Consider the following 17,391-nt stretch of genomic DNA (forward strand, 5'->3'; position numbering starts at 1 on the left):
GGTGCGCACCTCGATCGAGGTCGCCGACATCTTGCGGAGTGCCGGGCCCGCGTATCGCGCAGCCCATGCCGGCCATCTGAGCCTCGGCCAGCTCAAGGTCATGACGGCGATCGAGACCTGCCGCACCGCAGCCCTTGGCGGTCACGTCGAGGCCTGCGACGACTGCGGGCACTGGCGGATCGCCTACAACTCCTGCCGCAACCGGCATTGCCCCAAGTGCCAGGGTGCGGCGGCGCGCACCTGGCTGGCCGCGCGCGAGGCCGATCTGCTGCCCGTGGGATACTTCCACGTCGTGTTCACGCTGCCGGCCGAGGTCGCGGATATCGCGTGGCAGAACAAGGCGGTGGTCTATGACCTGCTGTTCCGCGCGGCTGCGGACACGATGCTGACCATCGCCGCCGATCCCAGGCACCTCGGCGCGCGCGTCGGCATCACCGCCGTATTGCATACGTGGGGATCGGCACTGACCCATCACCCGCATGTGCACATGATCGTGCCCGGCGGGGGTATCACGCCAGACGGCAAGCGGTGGGTCTCGTCGCGCCCGGCGTTCCTTCTACCAGTGCGTGTGCTGGGCGCATTGTTCCGCCGGCTGTTCCTCACCCGGCTGCTGGCATTGTACGATGCCGGCAAGCTGGCCTTCTTCAACACCTTGGCGGGCCTCGCGACACGCAAGGTCTTCCTCCGGCATCTGTCGCCGATCCGGAAGAAGCGCTGGGTGGTCTACGCCAAACCGCCTTTTGCCGGGCCGCAGGCGGTGCTGGCCTATCTCTCGCGCTACACCCACCGCGTCGCCATCTCGAACCAGCGGCTCCTTGCCTTCGACGATGCCAGCGTGACGTTCCGTTACAAGGATTACCGTCGCAGCGGGGCTGAACGCCAGCAGGTCATGACGCTGGCGACGGACGAGTTCATCCGCCGCTTCCTGATCCACGTCCTGCCGCGCGGCTTCCATCGCATCCGGCATTACGGCCTGCTCGCCAGTTCGACGCACAAGGACGCCATGGCGCTCGCCCGCAGTCTCCTGGGGGGCGCTGCGCCGGTCGAGGAGCCCGAACCGGAAGAACCGCCCGACCATCGCCCGCCATGCCCATGCTGCGGCGGGCACATGACCATCATCGAGACCTTTGCCCGTTGCTACCAACCGCGTGCACCGCCACCCCCAGTATCCTCGGCCCGGAGACACGCGCCATGATCCGGCATGGCTCGCCCTGCACGACGGTCGGACCCATGGTGTCCCGACCGATGACCCAGCGCGTGCCCATCCCGGATTTAAGCCGGGCGCAGGGCACACTGGCCAGCAAAACCAACGCCGCTAGCAGTCTGACACCGCACAAAATCACGTTGATCAGGCCAACAGCGACACCGCCGGATCGGCTGCGCTTACCCGCAAAAACCATCCCAAAGCCGCTTTACCCATAGACCTGCGCGCGGGGCCCGCGGGTTCCTGCACTGGAGGCTTTCGTACGCAAGCGCCCGAAACCCTTCACAGACGCGGTCGTTCACGATCACCGCATTAAACGTCTGGTTCTCCCAGAGGCGGATAAAGATCAGGAAACCTGCCCGGCAGTCGAGCGAGCAGCGCCACGCGTAGCGCGCTCGACAAGCGCATGCAGCGACGGGGGCAGTGGACCTGCCAAGTCCGTCAGCGCGCGTGCATCGGCACGGGCGAGGTTGTGCTGCACAGCGCCGTTGATGCCCTCGGCCATGGCACAGTGAACCGGGACTGCGACGGCAACGACCACCGTGTCATGATCTTCAGAGTGCGCCAAAGTCCGATGACCGTCTTCGACGGCATCGCTGCCAATATGTTTACTCAGGCTGACACGCGTGGCTCGAATCTCCGCGGTCGGCTCCGCGATGCCGGTGATGGCAGCGACACTGCATCAAATAATGGCCCGTTCGTCGCCTAAGCGGCAACAACTTCCTGCGCGACTTAGCAGCAATGACCCTCGCTAAATGCAGCTCTGCACTCGCCCAAGTGTCGTGAATGCTCGCCTGGTAGACAAAGGAGCGGGACATAAATGGCAGCGACAATCACATTCTGACAGGCTATCTTTCCGGCATGACTTATTTCCCGTTTTTCACGCGCACGCAGAAGCCCGATCTGGCTATCGATCTGGGGACTGCCAACATGCGCATGGTTATCCAAGGCATTGGCTGCGTATTCGATGAGCCTTCGCTTTGCTGTTTTGAGGATATCGGCGGGCGTCCCCGATTCATTGCAGCAGGTACCGCCGTCCAGGCGATGGTGGACCGAGCACCCAAAAATCTGCGCGTGCGTCGTCCACTCGCAAGAGGTGTTCTGCAAGACATAGAAGCGACGAGCGAGTTACTGAAACACGGTCTTACCTCGATATCAGGGAGAGTTAGACGGTATGGTTCTCGTGTCTTGATCGGTCTACCTGCCGACGCCACGAAGGCGGAGGCAAATGCACTACTAGCCGCTGCAGATGATGCCGGGATCGCTCAGGTCGAACTTGTCCGGGAACCTTTTGCAGCTGCAATAGGGGCTGGATTACCGGTGGGTGAAGCTCGCGCATCGATGATCGTCGAATGCGGTGCCGGCACAACAGAAATCGCGGTATTTTCTATAGATGGCCAATGCAAGACACGTTCGGTTCGCATAGGCGGCCAGAATCTCGACGAGGCAATTGCGGAATACCTGCAGACGAAACATCATTTCCTGATTGGTCGACAGACAGCGGAAACCCTGAAAAAGGAACTCTCAGACCGCACCAGCAAATCATCACCGGCCGAAAATGTCGTTCAGGCGAAAGGGCGCGACCTGCGGACCGCGCTGCCTGGCACGCTTAGCCTGCCATGTTCGGCCTTCGATCCTGTGTTCGAGAAGCATTTTTCCAGATTTGCCGAAGCCACTCGGACGGTGCTTGGTGAGCTGTCGCCAGACCTGGCTGCGGATTTGCTCGATGGCCAGATCATAGCCACTGGTGGCGGTATCTCTGCGCGCTTCCTGGCAAAAGCGATCGAGCGAGAGTGCGGCGTTTCTGTAGTTTTGGCCAGAGATGCATCTGGCTGCGTCGCCAAGGGCCTCCAGTATCTACTCGAAAACTGAGGCTGGCCATAATGCCATGTTTGGCAGATAATCTATGTGGGCGCGCTTAATCTCTGTGCCATTTGGTATTTGCCTTGCAGCCTCCAAACAGTCGTCCCATTGTTGCATACAAATGCTATGGCACGTGGTGCGAGCGGCGGTGTGACGGTGCTCATCGTGCTGGCGTTCTGCCGATAAACTTCGCTTTCCATCTGTGCCCCAAGGTTTGTTGGCCCACTCCGGGATTCTATTAAACTTTATCTTCGTCCCGTTAGTTTGACCTTAGTCGAGCGCAATAAGTTCGGGACGCTGTGGCGCGTTTCCTCTGGAGTATCCAGCGCAACAGTAATAGCCTGTAGAATAGCTGGAACTGCGTCAATGCGGATATCTGGCAATGCTTGATCAGTTAGCAACAGATTTGTCAGGATGCTTTCATTTTTGTCGCGCAGTTCAACTTTAATGGCTCCGCCAACGACCATCAGCCCCGTCAATCTCCATCCCTCTGGTATGCAGTGATCCATCACGGCACCCAACGCCACGCCAGCCCCCTCATTAATTCGATCAATAAACTTCTCACGGGCTTGCCAATGCGTCAGCCGCGGATTGCTATCACTAGTTTTTACGTATGCGGGCTTCGGTTTCAATCGATCGAACACGGCTATAGGTTCGGTTGGACGGTTGGGAGGCATTTCAAACTCCTTTCGGTACAGCAATTTAGTACATTGCAGGAAAGCCAGGCTCAGAATGGTGAAAGAATCATCTGAATTCGGGCCATGGGTGGAGCCGGTTGCCGGAAATTGAATCGCGTATCTTGGTGACTACGCGACCCTCGCTTGCCGAAATGATTGACTCCAATCACTGCGCAGGGATTCCGATTTCCGAGGCAGGGGAAGAATGCACCAGCTTTAGTCCAGGCGATCGGTTAGGCTTGGTCAAAGTGCTGCGTGGTTTGACGGCTTGCCAAATCGGATGAGCCCCCTCACCGGACGCGATATTGCGGCCCAAGGTCTTGATTAAATCCTCATCGGACAACCTAACCCGATCATCTTCTGCGCATCTGTCGCCAAACCTGACGTCTCCCCACTCCCCAAGCGTTGCCGCCGCTCTTGCTAGTTGTTCGGAAGTGCTGATCAGTCCCGTCCTGTTTGCAGCTAGCGCCAAGGCCTGAGCAAGCAGCGAGACATTGAGCGGTATCGTGTGACAAAAATCGCCGAGCGCCTCGCACGAGATCAGGCAGGCATCTCGCTCGTGCCATACCATTGGCCACGGTCCGCTGTTATCGCTGGTCTCAGATAGAATACCGAGAACCAGTCCGCGCATATCCGGCAACACCACCATCGCATCTGCGCTCCCTGGATCATCGGCCAGCTCACTCAACACGTTTTCGATCGACGAAACTTCTATGGCAATCCTGTCGCGACCGTCGGTCAGTTTGAGCAAAAGCAGATGCATGATGATCCCGTTGCGACGTCGGGCATCTGTTACGATGGTTACCTTTCTGCGGTTCTCACGTCTTGCAGCTTCGATCATCACCTGAAGCAACTTAGGTTGCGGTATCAGATCATCCGGTGCGCAACCGCCAGGAAGGGGAGACATCAGCATTATGTCGGTCACGTTCCGCCAACATCGCCCCCTAGTCTGCTTGCCAAAAACATATGTGCTGACCCAGGAAGCGTTTGGCAGGGCCAATTGGCGGGGTTGTTGCAAGGCCTCAGGGAACCCACACCGCCATGGCGCGAACATCGGTGCGGGTGGCTGAGCACTGGCTGCCGACCCCCATTGTATCAGTTTCTTCATCCGCAAAGCAGGGCGCTTAGGCACTTGCCGGACGTCGAAACCAAATTGTTGAGCCAGTAGCATTGTTGCTGTTTGCCAAGCTGCGGGGACAGAGTCAGGTACGGGCTGGCAAAGACTGAGTGTGGAACGCGCGACTATTTCCAGGCATGGCAATTCGATATCGGGGGGGCGTGGCGGAACACATTGCAGAGCGTTTATATCTTGATCCGGCGTTGGGGGGAGTTGGTTCATATGCTTCAACCTTCTGTGGGCATTTTCTGGGACGAAGGGCGCATGACCTCAGAGCGAGGAAGTTGCCGTACGGTAGGCGGTTGTGAAAACCGGGAGTGGCAGGGCAAAGCGGGCCGGAAATGGGCGGGAAAAGAAACGCCCCAGTGCACATGGGTGATCGTCAAGAAATTTTCGTGACTGACGAAACCACGCAAGCACTGGCTGCTTTGGATGCTTTAGCCTGCAGCTTTGTCCTGCAAGTTTGTTCAAGCCATTCGGGCTGTCGGCCACGACTGCAGCCTTATCCGGGCGGCGCCACACTAATGATCCGTAGGATACGATCGTCGCCACTGCGGTCTGGCCAACAAATCGAACATCCCGCTGTCATTCCGATCAATCCTGCTCCAATCGGGGTCAGAATTGACACTCGACCGTCGGCAATATCTGCATCTTGAGGGTAGACGAGTTGCACAATGCGACGAGCGCCAGTGCGTTCATCAACAAAATCAATGAAAGAGTTCATCACCACGGTCTGGTCCGGCAATTCATCTGCGTCCCGCAATTCCGCGCGATCAAGTTCTGCCATCAACATTGCGCAAACCATTGGCTGGCTCCGCTCCGTGCTCAGAGCAAGCTCAAAAAGCGCGTCACACTCAGCCGCACTCATGTAAATCGCCGGCCGTTCAGCCGCAGCGATTGCTAGATTTTCCATTGGATAGTCCTGCTTATTCGAGTCAGGGAACGAAGATCGCTCGCCCTGAAATTTCAGATCGAATAAGGCCCGAGCTCAGGTGGCGCTATGCCCACGCGAGCCCGGGCTGAGAACGCGCGGCGAGTTGTCCACCATGGTCGACAAATCGCAAATATGTGGACTGCGCCTGCATGGCGGCAAGATTACGAGCTTCTGGATGTAAGTCAAGTTAGGTCGAAGCACGGTGAATGCTCTGTTCCTGGAAACCGAGGAAGCTCAGCAAACGCTAGACTTTTCGGCGCTTTGCGGCGTGGTAGCGGACGCGATTGAACAGCTGGCCGAGGTCTTCAGGTGAGATATCGAAAGTCTCACCCAGGTCAGCAAGTGCGGAATCCAGATCATCAGGATGGAAGGGCTGGTCATCCGAATCTCTCATTGAAATCGTGGCGTGTCGATCAGGACGATGCGGGTAGGAATGCTTCGATATCGAATGGAACAGGATACCCGTGGCGGTGAGGATGACCGCATTCAGCCCGACGGGAAAGAGCGGGAATAGCCAACCTGCCGAGACCACGGCAGGTCCGCCAATGACAGCAGTCAGTGCAGCAGCGCCGCCAGGTGGATGCAGACAACGCAACAGCGACATCGCCAGGATGGCCCCGCCGACCGCAATCCCGCTGGCAATAGCAGGCCACGGCACGATTAGCGCCACCCCGACGCCCACCAGAGCAGATACAACATTTCCGCCGATGACGGACCAAGGCTGCGCCAGCGGACTAGCTGGCACAGCAAATATCAAAACTGCAGATGCTCCCATCGGTGCAACAAGCCAGACCCAAGCTGCGGACGCGCCCATTGCCGACTGGGTCACGAGAGCGGTGAGCGCGATTCCCGCAGTGCCCCCTAGGCAAGCGATCAGACGGTCACTAAGCGAGGCCCCGGCCATGATAGGGATGAAAATCGATCGCACTTGCTTCGCTCTGATTGAAGGTGCGTCGCCTTTGCAGCTTTGCGCTTTGCGGCCAAGCGAGTTTTTCCATAGCGCCTGAAAGCGGCAAGCGCCTTGAACAGACAGAAACCGGCGATCTGGCGTTTGCGGGGCTGCTGCGTGGGCATTCTTTGGGACTTGCAAATGGTCCAAGTTGACCGATTTGAAATCACCACGACTGCGGGACACAGCCTGTGCGCTAGCTCGTCCAAATTCAATGAACCAAATGGGCTCGTCATTCGGCAAAGAGCAGTGTTTGGCCTGGCCAGCGGTAAAATTGGCAGGTTGGTTTCCGCGAGCGAGGTTTGCAGATCAACCCACCGGCGCAGGAATTATGCCTCCGGATGTTGACGTTGCGGTCTCGTATCAGCAGCGCGGTTGTTAGCTACTATCTCGCTCATGGCAGCCAGAAGATCAGTGGTCGCCGCGTCCTGCTCCCAGGCATAAATTGACAATGCCATGTCCGGGACGGCTTCAAAAAGCTCACATTTTCGGATGTTATAGAAACCGGTCGTCGCCGATGGGAGGATCGAAACACCAAGTCCGGCTTCTACAGCGCGCAGAACGCTGACCAGACTGTTTCCAGTAAATGCAAGATACCACCGCAGCCCGGCAGCCTCGATCTTGTCGATCATCTGGTCACGATAAAGCCCTCCCGGCGGGAAGGTGACCAGTGGTATCGGCGAAGGCCATGGTCGGCTCCGATTTGAAGCCTCGACCCATGCCAGTGGCTCACGAAAGCTTGCATGTGCATCAGCTTGGGCGCTGGGTTCCTTCACAATCGCCACATCGAGCTCTCCCTCACGAAACCGGCGCGAAAGCTCGCGGCTAAGCCCTGTTGCCACGTCAAGACGGATTTCAGAATAGCGGGTTGAAAATCTGGCGAATTCCTGACTCATTTCAGGTGTCACTAGATCATCCGGCACCCCAACACGGATTGTCCTGCTGCCCGAAGGGTCAGACATAAGTGCTAGGGCCTCACGCTGTAATGCAAGAATTCGCCTCGCATAGCCGATCAGCTGCTCTCCCGCCGGGGTCAGTTTAACAGGTCGAGCTCCACGATCAAACAACGCCCTGCGGACCACGTCTTCCAGTCGACCGATCTGTTGGCTGACAGTCGATTGGGTCGAATTCAGGCGATGAGCAGCGGCGGTAAAGCTGCCCGCATCAGCGACGGTAACAAAGGCCTGCAGCAGTTTGAGATCGAACATACTAACATTCTATATATGAATGATTTTTATTCAATCATTTCATTCGCAAATGAAAATCTGGGCGCTAACAGGACCCATCACCGCAATAAGCGGCTCAACACGAGATCAGGATTGAACCGATGAATACGACCCGTCTGCTTGCTCCAGTTGCACTCAGTCTTTTTGCAACCCCAGTCGCAGCCGCCGAGATATCCACTCATGTGCTCGACCTGGCGAGCGGCGTTGGGGGGAAGGATGTCCCTGTAACGCTGTCGGAGCGAGATACCGCCGGAACCTGGGTGGTCGTTGGGAAGTCACGTACCGACGCAAATGGTAGGGTGCGAAGCTTCGGAAACGAGAGAAATTTCGTGCCGGGGGTCTACCGGCTCCAGTTCGACATGGCGTCTTATTCAGAAGCTGCAACACGCCCCTTCTTTCCGGAGATCGCAATCACATTCACTGTTACTGATGCCGACGGTCACTACCATGTTCCCGTGGTCGTGAGCCCATACGGCTACTCGACCTATCGCGGAAATTGACAATGAGCAGCGCATTTCTCGCCTATTTCAGTCTCGCTGCATTGATGCCACCGCCTTTGCCCATCGAGCATCGGTCTGTTTCACTCGAGATGGCCAATTCTATTGCCGAAGCGGCCTTGGTTTCATGCCGCACCATGAACAGGGATGCGGTAGTGGCGATTGTTGATCGTGGTGGCAATCTGATCGCCCTGCAGCGCGGTGATGGGGTCGGACCGCACAATACAAATGCGGCCGAACGCAAGGCGTTTACAGCACTTTCGACCAAGACAAGCACATCCAGATTGGCGCAACGCGCTGCAACCGAACCGGCATCGGCGAACCTTATCAGTGTCGCGGAACTTCTGCTGCTTGGAGGTGGCCTGCCGATTATTCATGAGGGGGAAGTCATCGGTGGGATCGGCGTGGCTGGATCCGGCGGATCTGAAAGTGATGAACAATGCGCAATGGCTGCACTAGCGCATGGCACACAACAATGACATCCTTGCGGCTGCCGAGGGCTGGACACAATCAGGACTTGCGTTGAATGCCTTCGCTCAGGGCACGTGTGTTTGGCTGGTTCTGGTCACATCCTTACCTGCTTTTGACCTTCACGGCGCTTTTTTGGGCAGGCAATTCCCTGGTCGGACGGGCTGCACGAGACGTAATGCCTCCAGTAGCACTTGCGTTCTGGCGGTGGACACTGGCTCTCGCGCTGCTTCTGCCATTCGCTTGGCCCCATCTGAGGCGTGATTTGGTTGATCTGAGAAATAACTGGAGGTGGGTGCTGGTGCTGGGCACACTGGGCATCGGCACCTTTAACACTCTGCTCTACACAGGCCTTCAGGCCACCACTGCGGTCAATGGTCTCTTGTTGCAGTCGATGCAGCCAGTTTTGATCCTGCTGCTTGGAGCGGCAGTTTTCCGCGAACAGGTCGGCCTTCCGCAGCTGGCAGGGATAGTTCTTTCCATCAGCGGGGCTTTGATGATTATCCTTGGTGGTAACTTGTCTGCGCTCGTCAGATTCGAGTTCAATTCAGGTGATCTTGTGATCTGTGTGGCGGTCGTCGTCTGGTCGATCTACTCTGTGCTGCTGCGTAAACGTCCCGCTGTGCATCCGCTAAGCTTTCTGGCGGCAACTTTCGTGGTCGGCATTGCGATGATCTCGCCCTTCTATATCGCCGAAATCGCAAGCGGTCGCTTAATTGAAAACCGGCCGGAAAGCTGGCTGGCTATCTCCTATGTCAGTCTGTTTCCTTCACTGATTGCCTATCTGTTTTTTAATCGTGGAGTCGAACTGCTTGGATCGGCGGCAACTAGTCTCTATCTCAATATCATGCCCGTCATCGGGGCCTTGCTTGCGGCTGTGTTCTTGATGGAGCCTATCGGCTGGTACCATTTCATTGGCATGGGGTTAATCGGCGCCGGCATCGTCAGCGCTGCTCGCAAATCCGGTCAGGCTATCGCGCTTACTTACAACTCGGGTCCAGGATCATAGCCGAGAGACTTGCTTGCGGTATGTCCCCAATTAACAAGGCTGACCAGGCCATCTGCCAGATAACCGACCAAACCCATTTAGAGCAGGCTCTCTTGCAGTGCTAAGGGGTCTTTGACCAGATCGCCAAGTGAATAGCGATCGAGGTGCCGGAAGAATGCCTCAAGCGCGCCGGCCAGGGCGTGGCGCAGTCGGCATGCTGGCGTGATTACGCAGCTGTTTGTGGCGGGATCGAAGCACTCCACGAAGCTGCCGGTTTCTTCCATCTTGCGCGCGACTTGGCCGACATTGATCTGAGTTGCGGCCTGCGCTAGCCGAAGGCCACCGGATCGCCCGCGTACGGCCTCAAGAAAACCCTCCGCCACCAAACGTTGTGCCACCTTCATCAGGTGATTCTTGGATATCCCATAGGCCTGCGCGATCTCGCCGATCGACCTGTGGCCATCATGGACCGCCAGATACATCAAGGTGCGCAGGGCGTAATCGGCATGCAACGACATTCTCATTAAACATGCATATCAAATATTGCTATTTGCCGCCAGTCGCAATATAAGATGCAAATGCAATACATCTTATCAGGACGCGCGCGATGAACGCAACAGCACATGCCGAGCGCGTTCGTGCGGAACAACGCGCAAAGGCTGCCAAGGTTGGCATCGACGAAACCCTGATCGGCCAGTTGGTCGATCATTTCTATGCCCGCATCCAGCGCGATGACCTGCTCGGGCCGATCTTTGCCCAACACGTCGCCAACTGGTCGCATCACCTGCCGCGAATGAAGGATTTCTGGGCCTCTATCATGATCGAACCTGGCCGCTTCAACGGCCGGCCGATGCAGAAGCACATAGCGATGGGCATCTTGACCAAGGCTCATTTCGAGCGCTGGCTGGCGCTCTGGGATGCCACTGTTGCGCAGGACGTCGGAGATCAAGCAGCAGCAGAACGGTTCCGAACATCGGCCCACCGGATTGCCGACAGCCTGCTGACCGGAGTGCTGGCCGAACGCGGTGGGCTGGCGGCGCTGCGCAACCGAACGACTGAGCCTGTCCCCCTGGAGACCAAACCATGACGCTGACACCTTATGCATCCTCGCCTGTTTTCGACGAGCAGTCGCTGCCCGATAAACTGCGCAACGATCATCGAACCAAGGGCGGGACCTGGGGTCTTTTGCGCGTGCTGGAAGGCGAGGTGCAGCTGATCTTCACCGACCCGCGTCGCGAAGTGCTGGTCACACCGGGTATGCCTGCACCGATTGCACCGCTGGCCACGCATTACGTGGTCCCTCTGGGCAAGATGTCGATGCAGGTCGAGTTTTACCGGTCAGAACCAGTCGTTGACGGCGACCTGACGTCCGAGCGGTCCGGTGGATGATTTTGCGCTCGCGCGCATCGTCCATGTCGTGGCGGTGTTGTTCTGGATCGGCGGTGTGGGCTTTGTCACCTGGGTGGTGATGCCGACAATCCGGCACAGTGGACCCCCTGCTGACAGGCTTGGTAAATTCCATGCGATCGAGGGGCGCTTCGCAGGGCAGGCCAAGATCTGGGTCCTTCTCGCAGGGGCCAGCGGCTTCTGGATGGTGCACCGGGCCGAGATGTGGAGCCGTTTTGCCGATCCGAGCTTCTGGTGGATGCACGCAATGGTCGCGCTTTGGGCGGTGTTCACGCTGATGCTGTTCATCATCGAGCCGTTGTTTCTACACCGCCGCCTCGCGACATCGCGGACCCCGCAAGCCGATTTCGCGCGATTGGAACGCGTCCACCACATCCTGATCATGCTTTCGCTGATCACGCTGGGGGGCGCGGTCGGTGGCAGCCACGGTCTGTTCTGACCTGACATCACCCGTGCCCGTGAGCACCAATCTGTCACACTGGCTATTCCTGAGGAGGAAATAAATGAGCAGAATATTGAGCGCCGAGACTAGGGCAATCGTCAATTCGACCGCGCCTGCGCTGCAACAGCATGGCGTGGCGATCACCCAACGGATGTACGAGCGGTTGTTCGTCGATCCTGCGGTCAAGGCAATGTTTGACGAGGCCGCGCAGGAAAGCGGCGAACAGCCGCGCCGGCTTGCCGCAGCCATTCTCGCCTATGCGCAGAACATCGACAAGCTCGAAGCGTTGACGGCCCCGGTAATGCGTATGGCCGCGCGGCACGTTGACACAGGCGTCAGGCCCGAGCACTATCCAATGGTCGCAAATGCCCTGTTGCCTGCGATCCGCGACATTCTGGGCGACGCAGCCACCGATGAGGTCCTGTCGGCCTGGGGCGAGGCGTATTGGGCACTGGCCGAGATCTTGATCGGCAAGGAAGCGGCTATGTATGCGCAAGCCGAGAGCAACGCTTTGGAACGCATTGCGTCAACGCGCTAACATCAAGCCTGCCCGTTCGATTGGTCGCAAGGCGCCCAGCATCGCCTTGCAATCGGGCATTCACCCACCACGTTTCGTCATAGCCGTCAAAAATTCTGCCGCTGGCGCTGCGTGCACATCACGCGACTGAACAGGCACTCCCTCCCCGATTGCACCCTCCGTGTCCTGAAAGGACCGAATATGGTCAACACGATTCTTACGCCCGACCGGCAGGCGCTGGCCGCTGAGCATGATGCCCAGCCGGTGATCCATCATGCCCCCGAGGGCCTTTCGGACCGGTTCGCGCTCGGCTTCACCAAGCTGCTGCGCTTCACGGTCGACACCTTTTTCGCCAAGCGCTACGGGCACCGTGCCATAGTGCTCGAGACGGTCGCCGCGGTGCCCGGCATGGTCGGTGCCATGTTCACCCATCTGACCAGCCTGCGCGCAATGAAGGATGATGAAGGCTGGATCCGCACCCTGATGGAAGAGGCGGAGAACGAGCGCATGCACCTGATGACGTTTATCGAAATTGCCAAGCCGACGTTGTTCGAGCGGCTGGTCATCCTGATGGCGCAGTGGATTTTCCTGGTGCTGTTCTCGATCCTCTATCTGGTTTCGTCTCGCACCGCGCACCGCGTCGTGGGATATTTCGAGGAAGAAGCGGTGATCAGCTACACATTGTACCTTCAGGAGATCGACGAAGGCCGCTCGCCCAACGTACCTGCCCCTGCGATTGCCAAACATTACTGGAAGATGGCAGGCGATGCGACGCTGCGCGATGTCGTCCTGCTCGTCCGGGCGGACGAGGCGCACCACCGCGACGTCAACCACGGCTTTGCCAGCAAGCTGGGCGGTAAGCCATTCGATCCGGGCAAGACGGCACCCTATCCTGCGCACGCCGATGACATCCGGTTGCAGGCGTAGGCAACCAAACGCGATAGCGGTATCCAACCCAGACCTTGTTAAAGTCCATATGTATGCGCTTTCCCGAGGGGAGGATCGCCAACGGCTTCCATTCTAAACTCGCCCAAACCTGTCTTGCTCTCAACATCTTCAAACGTTCGGAAATGGCCGGTTTAAACATAACCGGTCGTTCCCTTTAGCAGTGGCGAATGGCGTCTGTGGATGGCTCCCGCGTTGCAAGCATAAAGTGATGATCAGGTGATGGGTCGGGTGCAGTCGTCTGTCCGGCCTGTTGATGCAGTCGGCATGGACTGCTGGCCCTGATGGGGTCCGCGAACATGGTCCCGATCGGCTTTGCAGGCTGTAACGCCTTCGCCATTCGTTGGGTTGTCCTTGTTCCCGGTCCGACCGGTTCGTTCCATCACATCGCTTTGCTCTCACAACGTCGTGAAGCTGATCTCCTCAGCTAAGCTCTTGATCTCTCATGCAGCCAGTATCGGCGCATGACCGCGCTCGAAGACTCCGCCCCGCGCCATGATCGCCCATGCGATCCGCGCCATCTTGTTGGCGATGGCAACCGAGGCGACGCGCGCGGGCTTTCTGGCGAGTAGAGCAACAAAGCGCGGATCGACCGTCTCGGGCTTGCTCCTGGCAGATCGGATCAATGCGGTTGCACCGACAACGAGCAGCTGGCGCAGATAGTTGTCGCCCATCTTGGTGATCCGCCCGAGGCGTTCCTTGCCACCGCTCGATCGCTGGCGCGGTGTCAGCCCCAGCCAGGCTGCGAACTGTCGTCCCGACTTGAACTGTGCGGCGTCGCCTACCGATGCGGCGAGCGCAGTAGCGCCAACGGGTCCGATGCCAGGGATCGTTGCAAGGCGCCGGGCCCGTTCGTCACTGCGCTGCAGAGCAGCAAGACGAAGATCGAGCTTGCGCAACTGTGTGTGCAGTTGGAGCACCTGCCCGGCTAGCACACCGACGACGTTCGCCGCTTCGTCCGGCAGATCTAGCTCGGCCTCACCATCGACGATCTTTCGCGCCATCTGCAACGCCTTTTCAACGCCGACCGGGATCGCAATGCCGAGCTCGGCAAGCACGCAGCGCATCATGTTGACCAGCTGCGTGCGCTGCTTGATCAGCAGGCTGCGCGCACGGTGGATCGACAGCGCGGCCTGCTGCTCGCGCGATTTGATCGGCACGAACCGCATCGTCTGGCGCGTCACCGCTTCGCAGATCGCCTCGGCATCGGCAGCGTCGTTCTTGCCGCGCTTCACGTAAGGCTTCACGTAAGACGCCGGCATCAGCCGAACTTCGTGCCCGAGCTTCGTCAGCTCGCGCGCCCAGTGATGCGACGTCCCGCAGGCCTCGGCGCCCACCAGGCACGGCGGTAGCTTTGCGAAGAACGGCAAGACCTGCGCTCGCCGCAGTGTCTTGCGGAGCACCACCTCACCGGTGGCGCTCACGCCGTGAACCTGAAAAACATTCTTGGCCAGATCGAGGCCGATTGTGCTAATCTCCATGACGGGTGGCTCCTTTGCTCGGGTTTGCATGACAGCAACCCATATTGGCACCAAGATGCCGTGAGCGGGAGCCATCCACCTCATCCGCTTTGTCCCAGACCCGGCTGCTCGGACCGACTGGCAGGGATGTCCGCTTTCAGGCAACCGGCAGCGAAGCTGTAACGACTGAAATTGGGGCGCAATGCTGACTGGCGACTTACGGAATTGATCGCCTTCTGCAACTCCTTGGCACGCGCGATAAGATCAGCCGCCCTCGGTCCCTTCGAATTGGACAAACCTCCAGCAACGTTCATTGCCTTGGTCGAGTCTGCCCGCTCAATCGTTGACCTCATAGAACATCGGGTTCCGCAGCCATTCCTCGACAGCCGATTCCCGCCATCCGCAGCATCGCTCGGCTAGCTTGACCTGTCTGGGGAACGTGCCCGCCTGGATCTTGCGGTAAAGCGTCGCCCTCGAAAGCCCGGTGCGATCGAGCACGGTATTGAGCCTCAGGAACCTGTCGGGTGCATGGGATGCCATGGCCATTGTCTCCATCCTGTGATGTGATCTGCCCCTGTCTGCGACTGAGATTGGCGATGTGCCGCTGCGCGTCAATCGTGCCACTTGCGGTGATCTCGCAGGCAATGGGGCAGGGGAGCGCTGCCAGCATGCCGCCGAGAATGGCGGCGTAAGCAGAATATTTCTGCTCACGGCATCTCACTGTGTGTCAGCAGGCAACAGCGCATCTGCGGTCGCAGCAAAGCTGCGGCGTTTGCCCCGCTCGGGCGGGACGTCTGGGGTTCGTCAATCGCCTCTAGCCACGCCAGGCCAGCGCTCAACCCGCGTTGCGGGTCCTGCACATGCGTTGCAGTGCTTAGCGCATGCGCGCTGTCCATTGCAGCGTGGCTGCCAGCTCTTGTCTGCCGCCCCCCAGCGCCCCTTCCGGGCCGGGGCCGAATGGAAGGAGACAAGGCCATGGAAAACACCACCACGCCACACGAGAGAGGCAGCATGAGCGCGCGTCTCACCCGAGCGCAGCGGCAGCAACTCTGCCGCGCCGAGCGCGCAGTCGATCGCATGTCGCCGATGCAGCGCGAGATCTTCCTTGGCATCCGTGTCGATGAGCTGAGCTACGCAGAGCTTGCAACAATGCACGGCATCACCGCTGCCGAAGTCGAGCATCACTTCGCAGGCGCGCTGCGCATTCTCGACCGGCACATGCACGAACGCCACCACAAGTGGTGGCAGTTCTGGCGATGAACGCCAGCTTCCGCCTTGCCAATCGCCAACCATCCCTACAGGGTAAACAGGACCATGCGAACCGACATCGATCATCTTCCGGCTAACAAGCAGCGCGAGCTTGAGCGCGTGAAGCAGATCATCTTCGAAGAGTTCGAAGATGCCCTCGCGTTCGCCACGCACCAGTGGAAGAAGAAAGGCCGGATCGAGAAGCTGATCCTCTATGGCAGCTACGCCCGCGGCGGCTGGGTCGATGAGCCGCACACGGCCAAGGGCTATCGCTCCGACTTCGATCTGCTGATCATCGTCAACGACAAGCGTCTCACCGAGCGCGTCGATTACTGGCTGAAGCTCGAAGACCGGCTGATCCGCGAGCTTGCCATCGACCGGACGCTGCACACGCCGGTCAACTTCATCGTCCATACCTTGCAGGAGGTGAACGACGGGCTCGCGCATGGCCGCTACTTCTTCATGGACGTCGCCAAGGACGGCATCGCCTTGCACGAGGCGGACGACCGCGCCCTGCATACGCCCAAGCCCAAGACGCCTGAGCAGGCGCTGGCTATGGCGCGAGAGTATTTTGACGAGTGGATGCCGAGCGCTTCGGATTTCTTTGACGGTCACACTGACGCGAAGAGCCGCGGAAAGCTAAAGAAGGCTGTCTTCGACCTCCATCAGTCGGCGGAACGAATGTACCATTGCGTGCTGCTGGTCTGCACCTTCTATACTCCCCACGTTCACAATCTCGGTTTCCTGCGCACCCAGGCCGAGCGCATCGACATGCGTCTGGTCGATGCTTGGCCGCGCGACACGCGCATCGATCGTGCGCGGTTCGAAAAGCTGAAAGAGGCCTATGTGAAGGCCCGCTATTCCAAGCACTATCGCATCACTGAAGAGGAGCTGCTCTGGCTTGGCGGCTGCGTCGAGGAACTCGGTCGCGCTGTGCACTGCATCTGTTCGGAACGTATTGCGTTGCTCGAACAAAAGGCCAATGAGTGAGCCTCTGATCTAAGAGGATTACCGATGGCTGATACCGAAATGCTCGTGGCACTGACCGCCGACATCGTTGCTGCGCACGTCCGCAACAACAGCGTGTCGGTATCCGATATCGCAGGGTTAATCGGCAGCGTGCACGCTTCGCTTTCCGGCCTTGATCAGGAGCCCGAGCCAGACCCGCAGCCCGAGCAAAAGCCAGCCGTCTTGGTCCGGGCGTCGATTAAGCCTGATTATCTGGTCTGCCTCGAAGACGGCAAGCAAGTCAAAATGCTGAAGAGCTACTTGCGGACCAAGTTCGGCATGACGCCGGACGACTATCGCGCCAAGTGGGATTTGCCCAAGGATTATCCGATGGTCTCGCCCAATTACGCAGAGCGTCGCCGCGTGCTGGCAAAAGAGAGTGGACTTGGAACAAAGGGTCGCGGCGGCAGGCCCAAGAAGACGGGCAGCAAGTAAGGAAGG

22 protein-coding genes are annotated in these 17,391 nt (G+C 58.7%); 14 read left to right on the plus strand and 8 right to left on the minus strand.

What is annotated here, in order from left to right; genetic code table 11:
• Position 1 precedes the first annotated feature (1 nt).
• The 3 genes from B5J99_RS13965 to B5J99_RS13970 all read left to right on the plus strand — a co-directional run bounded on the left by B5J99_RS13965 (position 2) and on the right by B5J99_RS13970 (position 3,076).
• Entirely contained in the window at positions 2-1,195 is a 1,194-nt protein-coding gene (locus B5J99_RS13965; RefSeq protein ID WP_054135461.1) for an IS91 family transposase, read from the plus strand.
• A 481-nt stretch (positions 1,196-1,676) separates the two neighbouring features.
• Positions 1,677-1,913, plus strand: a complete 237-nt coding sequence (locus B5J99_RS19580) for a hypothetical protein (protein ID WP_150126283.1) — start codon at positions 1,677-1,679, stop codon at positions 1,911-1,913.
• Positions 1,914-2,065: 152 nt separating this feature from the next.
• On the plus strand, positions 2,066-3,076 hold the full coding sequence (locus B5J99_RS13970; protein ID WP_117352714.1) for a rod shape-determining protein: 1,011 nt from the start codon (positions 2,066-2,068) through the stop codon (positions 3,074-3,076).
• Between the two features lie 236 nt (positions 3,077-3,312).
• On the opposite strand, the gene B5J99_RS19585 is transcribed toward B5J99_RS13970, so the two are convergent.
• From B5J99_RS19585 to B5J99_RS13990, 5 genes are all read right to left on the minus strand, one after another.
• Positions 3,313-3,744, minus strand: coding sequence for a hypothetical protein (locus B5J99_RS19585; protein ID WP_162892610.1), 432 nt, complete (start codon positions 3,742-3,744; stop codon positions 3,313-3,315).
• 166 nt (positions 3,745-3,910) lie between these two features.
• Positions 3,911-4,657: a hypothetical protein gene (locus tag B5J99_RS13975; RefSeq protein ID WP_211337829.1), complete on the minus strand. Its 747-nt coding sequence runs from the start codon at positions 4,655-4,657 to the stop codon at positions 3,911-3,913.
• 706 nt (positions 4,658-5,363) lie between these two features.
• Positions 5,364-5,774, minus strand: a complete 411-nt coding sequence (rnk, locus tag B5J99_RS13980) for a nucleoside diphosphate kinase regulator (RefSeq protein ID WP_054135847.1) — start codon at positions 5,772-5,774, stop codon at positions 5,364-5,366.
• A gap of 265 nt (positions 5,775-6,039) precedes the next feature.
• A complete protein-coding gene (locus B5J99_RS13985) occupies positions 6,040-6,987 on the minus strand; it encodes an HPP family protein (protein WP_245991631.1) in 948 nt (315 codons plus the stop codon).
• Positions 6,988-7,073: 86 nt separating this feature from the next.
• Positions 7,074-7,952 (minus strand): LysR family transcriptional regulator, encoded by an 879-nt coding sequence (locus tag B5J99_RS13990; protein ID WP_117352717.1) that lies wholly within the window; start codon positions 7,950-7,952, stop codon positions 7,074-7,076.
• A 119-nt stretch (positions 7,953-8,071) separates the two neighbouring features.
• Between B5J99_RS13990 and uraH the strand changes: the two genes are divergently transcribed.
• From uraH to B5J99_RS14005, 3 genes are read left to right on the plus strand one after another with little or no spacing between them, the layout of a single operon-like run.
• On the plus strand, positions 8,072-8,470 hold the full coding sequence (gene uraH, locus B5J99_RS13995; protein WP_082382406.1) for a hydroxyisourate hydrolase: 399 nt from the start codon (positions 8,072-8,074) through the stop codon (positions 8,468-8,470).
• Between the two features lie 2 nt (positions 8,471-8,472).
• Positions 8,473-8,946 carry a GlcG/HbpS family heme-binding protein gene (locus B5J99_RS14000; RefSeq protein ID WP_082382405.1) on the plus strand — a complete coding sequence of 158 codons (474 nt, stop codon included), beginning with the start codon at positions 8,473-8,475 and terminating at the stop codon, positions 8,944-8,946.
• Between the two features lie 47 nt (positions 8,947-8,993).
• On the plus strand, positions 8,994-9,944 hold the full coding sequence (locus B5J99_RS14005; protein WP_117352718.1) for a DMT family transporter: 951 nt from the start codon (positions 8,994-8,996) through the stop codon (positions 9,942-9,944).
• A gap of 77 nt (positions 9,945-10,021) precedes the next feature.
• Here the strand turns inward: B5J99_RS14005 and B5J99_RS14010 are convergent, their stop codons facing one another.
• Complete coding sequence (locus B5J99_RS14010) at positions 10,022-10,447, minus strand: RrF2 family transcriptional regulator (RefSeq protein ID WP_054135843.1); 426 nt, start codon at positions 10,445-10,447, stop codon at positions 10,022-10,024.
• Positions 10,448-10,530: 83 nt separating this feature from the next.
• On the opposite strand from B5J99_RS14010, the gene B5J99_RS14015 reads away from it, so the two are divergent.
• From B5J99_RS14015 to B5J99_RS14035, 5 genes are all read left to right on the plus strand, one after another.
• On the plus strand, positions 10,531-11,010 hold the full coding sequence (locus B5J99_RS14015; protein ID WP_054135842.1) for a group III truncated hemoglobin: 480 nt from the start codon (positions 10,531-10,533) through the stop codon (positions 11,008-11,010).
• Positions 11,007-11,312 carry a TehB family protein gene (locus tag B5J99_RS14020; RefSeq protein ID WP_117352719.1) on the plus strand — a complete coding sequence of 102 codons (306 nt, stop codon included), beginning with the start codon at positions 11,007-11,009 and terminating at the stop codon, positions 11,310-11,312. Before B5J99_RS14015 ends, B5J99_RS14020 begins: the two co-directional genes overlap by 4 nt.
• Positions 11,305-11,769: a hypothetical protein gene (locus B5J99_RS14025; RefSeq protein WP_069050845.1), complete on the plus strand. Its 465-nt coding sequence runs from the start codon at positions 11,305-11,307 to the stop codon at positions 11,767-11,769. The genes B5J99_RS14020 and B5J99_RS14025 overlap by 8 nt, the downstream gene beginning before the upstream one ends.
• A 64-nt stretch (positions 11,770-11,833) precedes the next feature.
• Positions 11,834-12,310, plus strand: a complete 477-nt coding sequence (locus B5J99_RS14030; protein ID WP_117352720.1) for a globin domain-containing protein — start codon at positions 11,834-11,836, stop codon at positions 12,308-12,310.
• Between the two features lie 180 nt (positions 12,311-12,490).
• Positions 12,491-13,216, plus strand: coding sequence for an alternative oxidase (locus B5J99_RS14035; RefSeq protein ID WP_117352721.1), 726 nt, complete (start codon positions 12,491-12,493; stop codon positions 13,214-13,216).
• Between the two features lie 461 nt (positions 13,217-13,677).
• Here the strand turns inward: B5J99_RS14035 and B5J99_RS14040 are convergent, their stop codons facing one another.
• Both B5J99_RS14040 and B5J99_RS14045 read right to left on the minus strand, forming a co-directional pair.
• The gene (locus B5J99_RS14040) at positions 13,678-14,715 is read right to left on the minus strand and encodes an IS110 family RNA-guided transposase (protein ID WP_117351837.1); all 1,038 of its coding nucleotides are present in this window, start codon (positions 14,713-14,715) and stop codon (positions 13,678-13,680) included.
• Between the two features lie 315 nt (positions 14,716-15,030).
• Positions 15,031-15,234, minus strand: coding sequence for a helix-turn-helix transcriptional regulator (locus B5J99_RS14045; RefSeq protein WP_117353520.1), 204 nt, complete (start codon positions 15,232-15,234; stop codon positions 15,031-15,033).
• Positions 15,235-15,705: 471 nt separating this feature from the next.
• Here B5J99_RS14045 and B5J99_RS14050 point away from each other — a divergent pair, with 471 nt between their 5' ends.
• The 3 genes from B5J99_RS14050 to B5J99_RS14060 are packed head-to-tail and all read left to right on the plus strand — an operon-like array spanning position 15,706 to position 17,385.
• On the plus strand, positions 15,706-15,954 hold the full coding sequence (locus tag B5J99_RS14050) for an RNA polymerase sigma factor (RefSeq protein WP_117352722.1): 249 nt from the start codon (positions 15,706-15,708) through the stop codon (positions 15,952-15,954).
• Positions 15,955-16,008: 54 nt separating this feature from the next.
• Positions 16,009-16,932: a HEPN domain-containing protein gene (locus tag B5J99_RS14055; protein ID WP_117352723.1), complete on the plus strand. Its 924-nt coding sequence runs from the start codon at positions 16,009-16,011 to the stop codon at positions 16,930-16,932.
• Between the two features lie 24 nt (positions 16,933-16,956).
• Entirely contained in the window at positions 16,957-17,385 is a 429-nt protein-coding gene (locus B5J99_RS14060; RefSeq protein ID WP_117352724.1) for a Ros/MucR family transcriptional regulator, read from the plus strand.
• Positions 17,386-17,391 lie beyond the last annotated feature (6 nt).

It is taken from the genome of Blastomonas fulva, assembly GCF_003431825.1.
Lineage (GTDB): Bacteria > Pseudomonadota > Alphaproteobacteria > Sphingomonadales > Sphingomonadaceae > Blastomonas > Blastomonas fulva.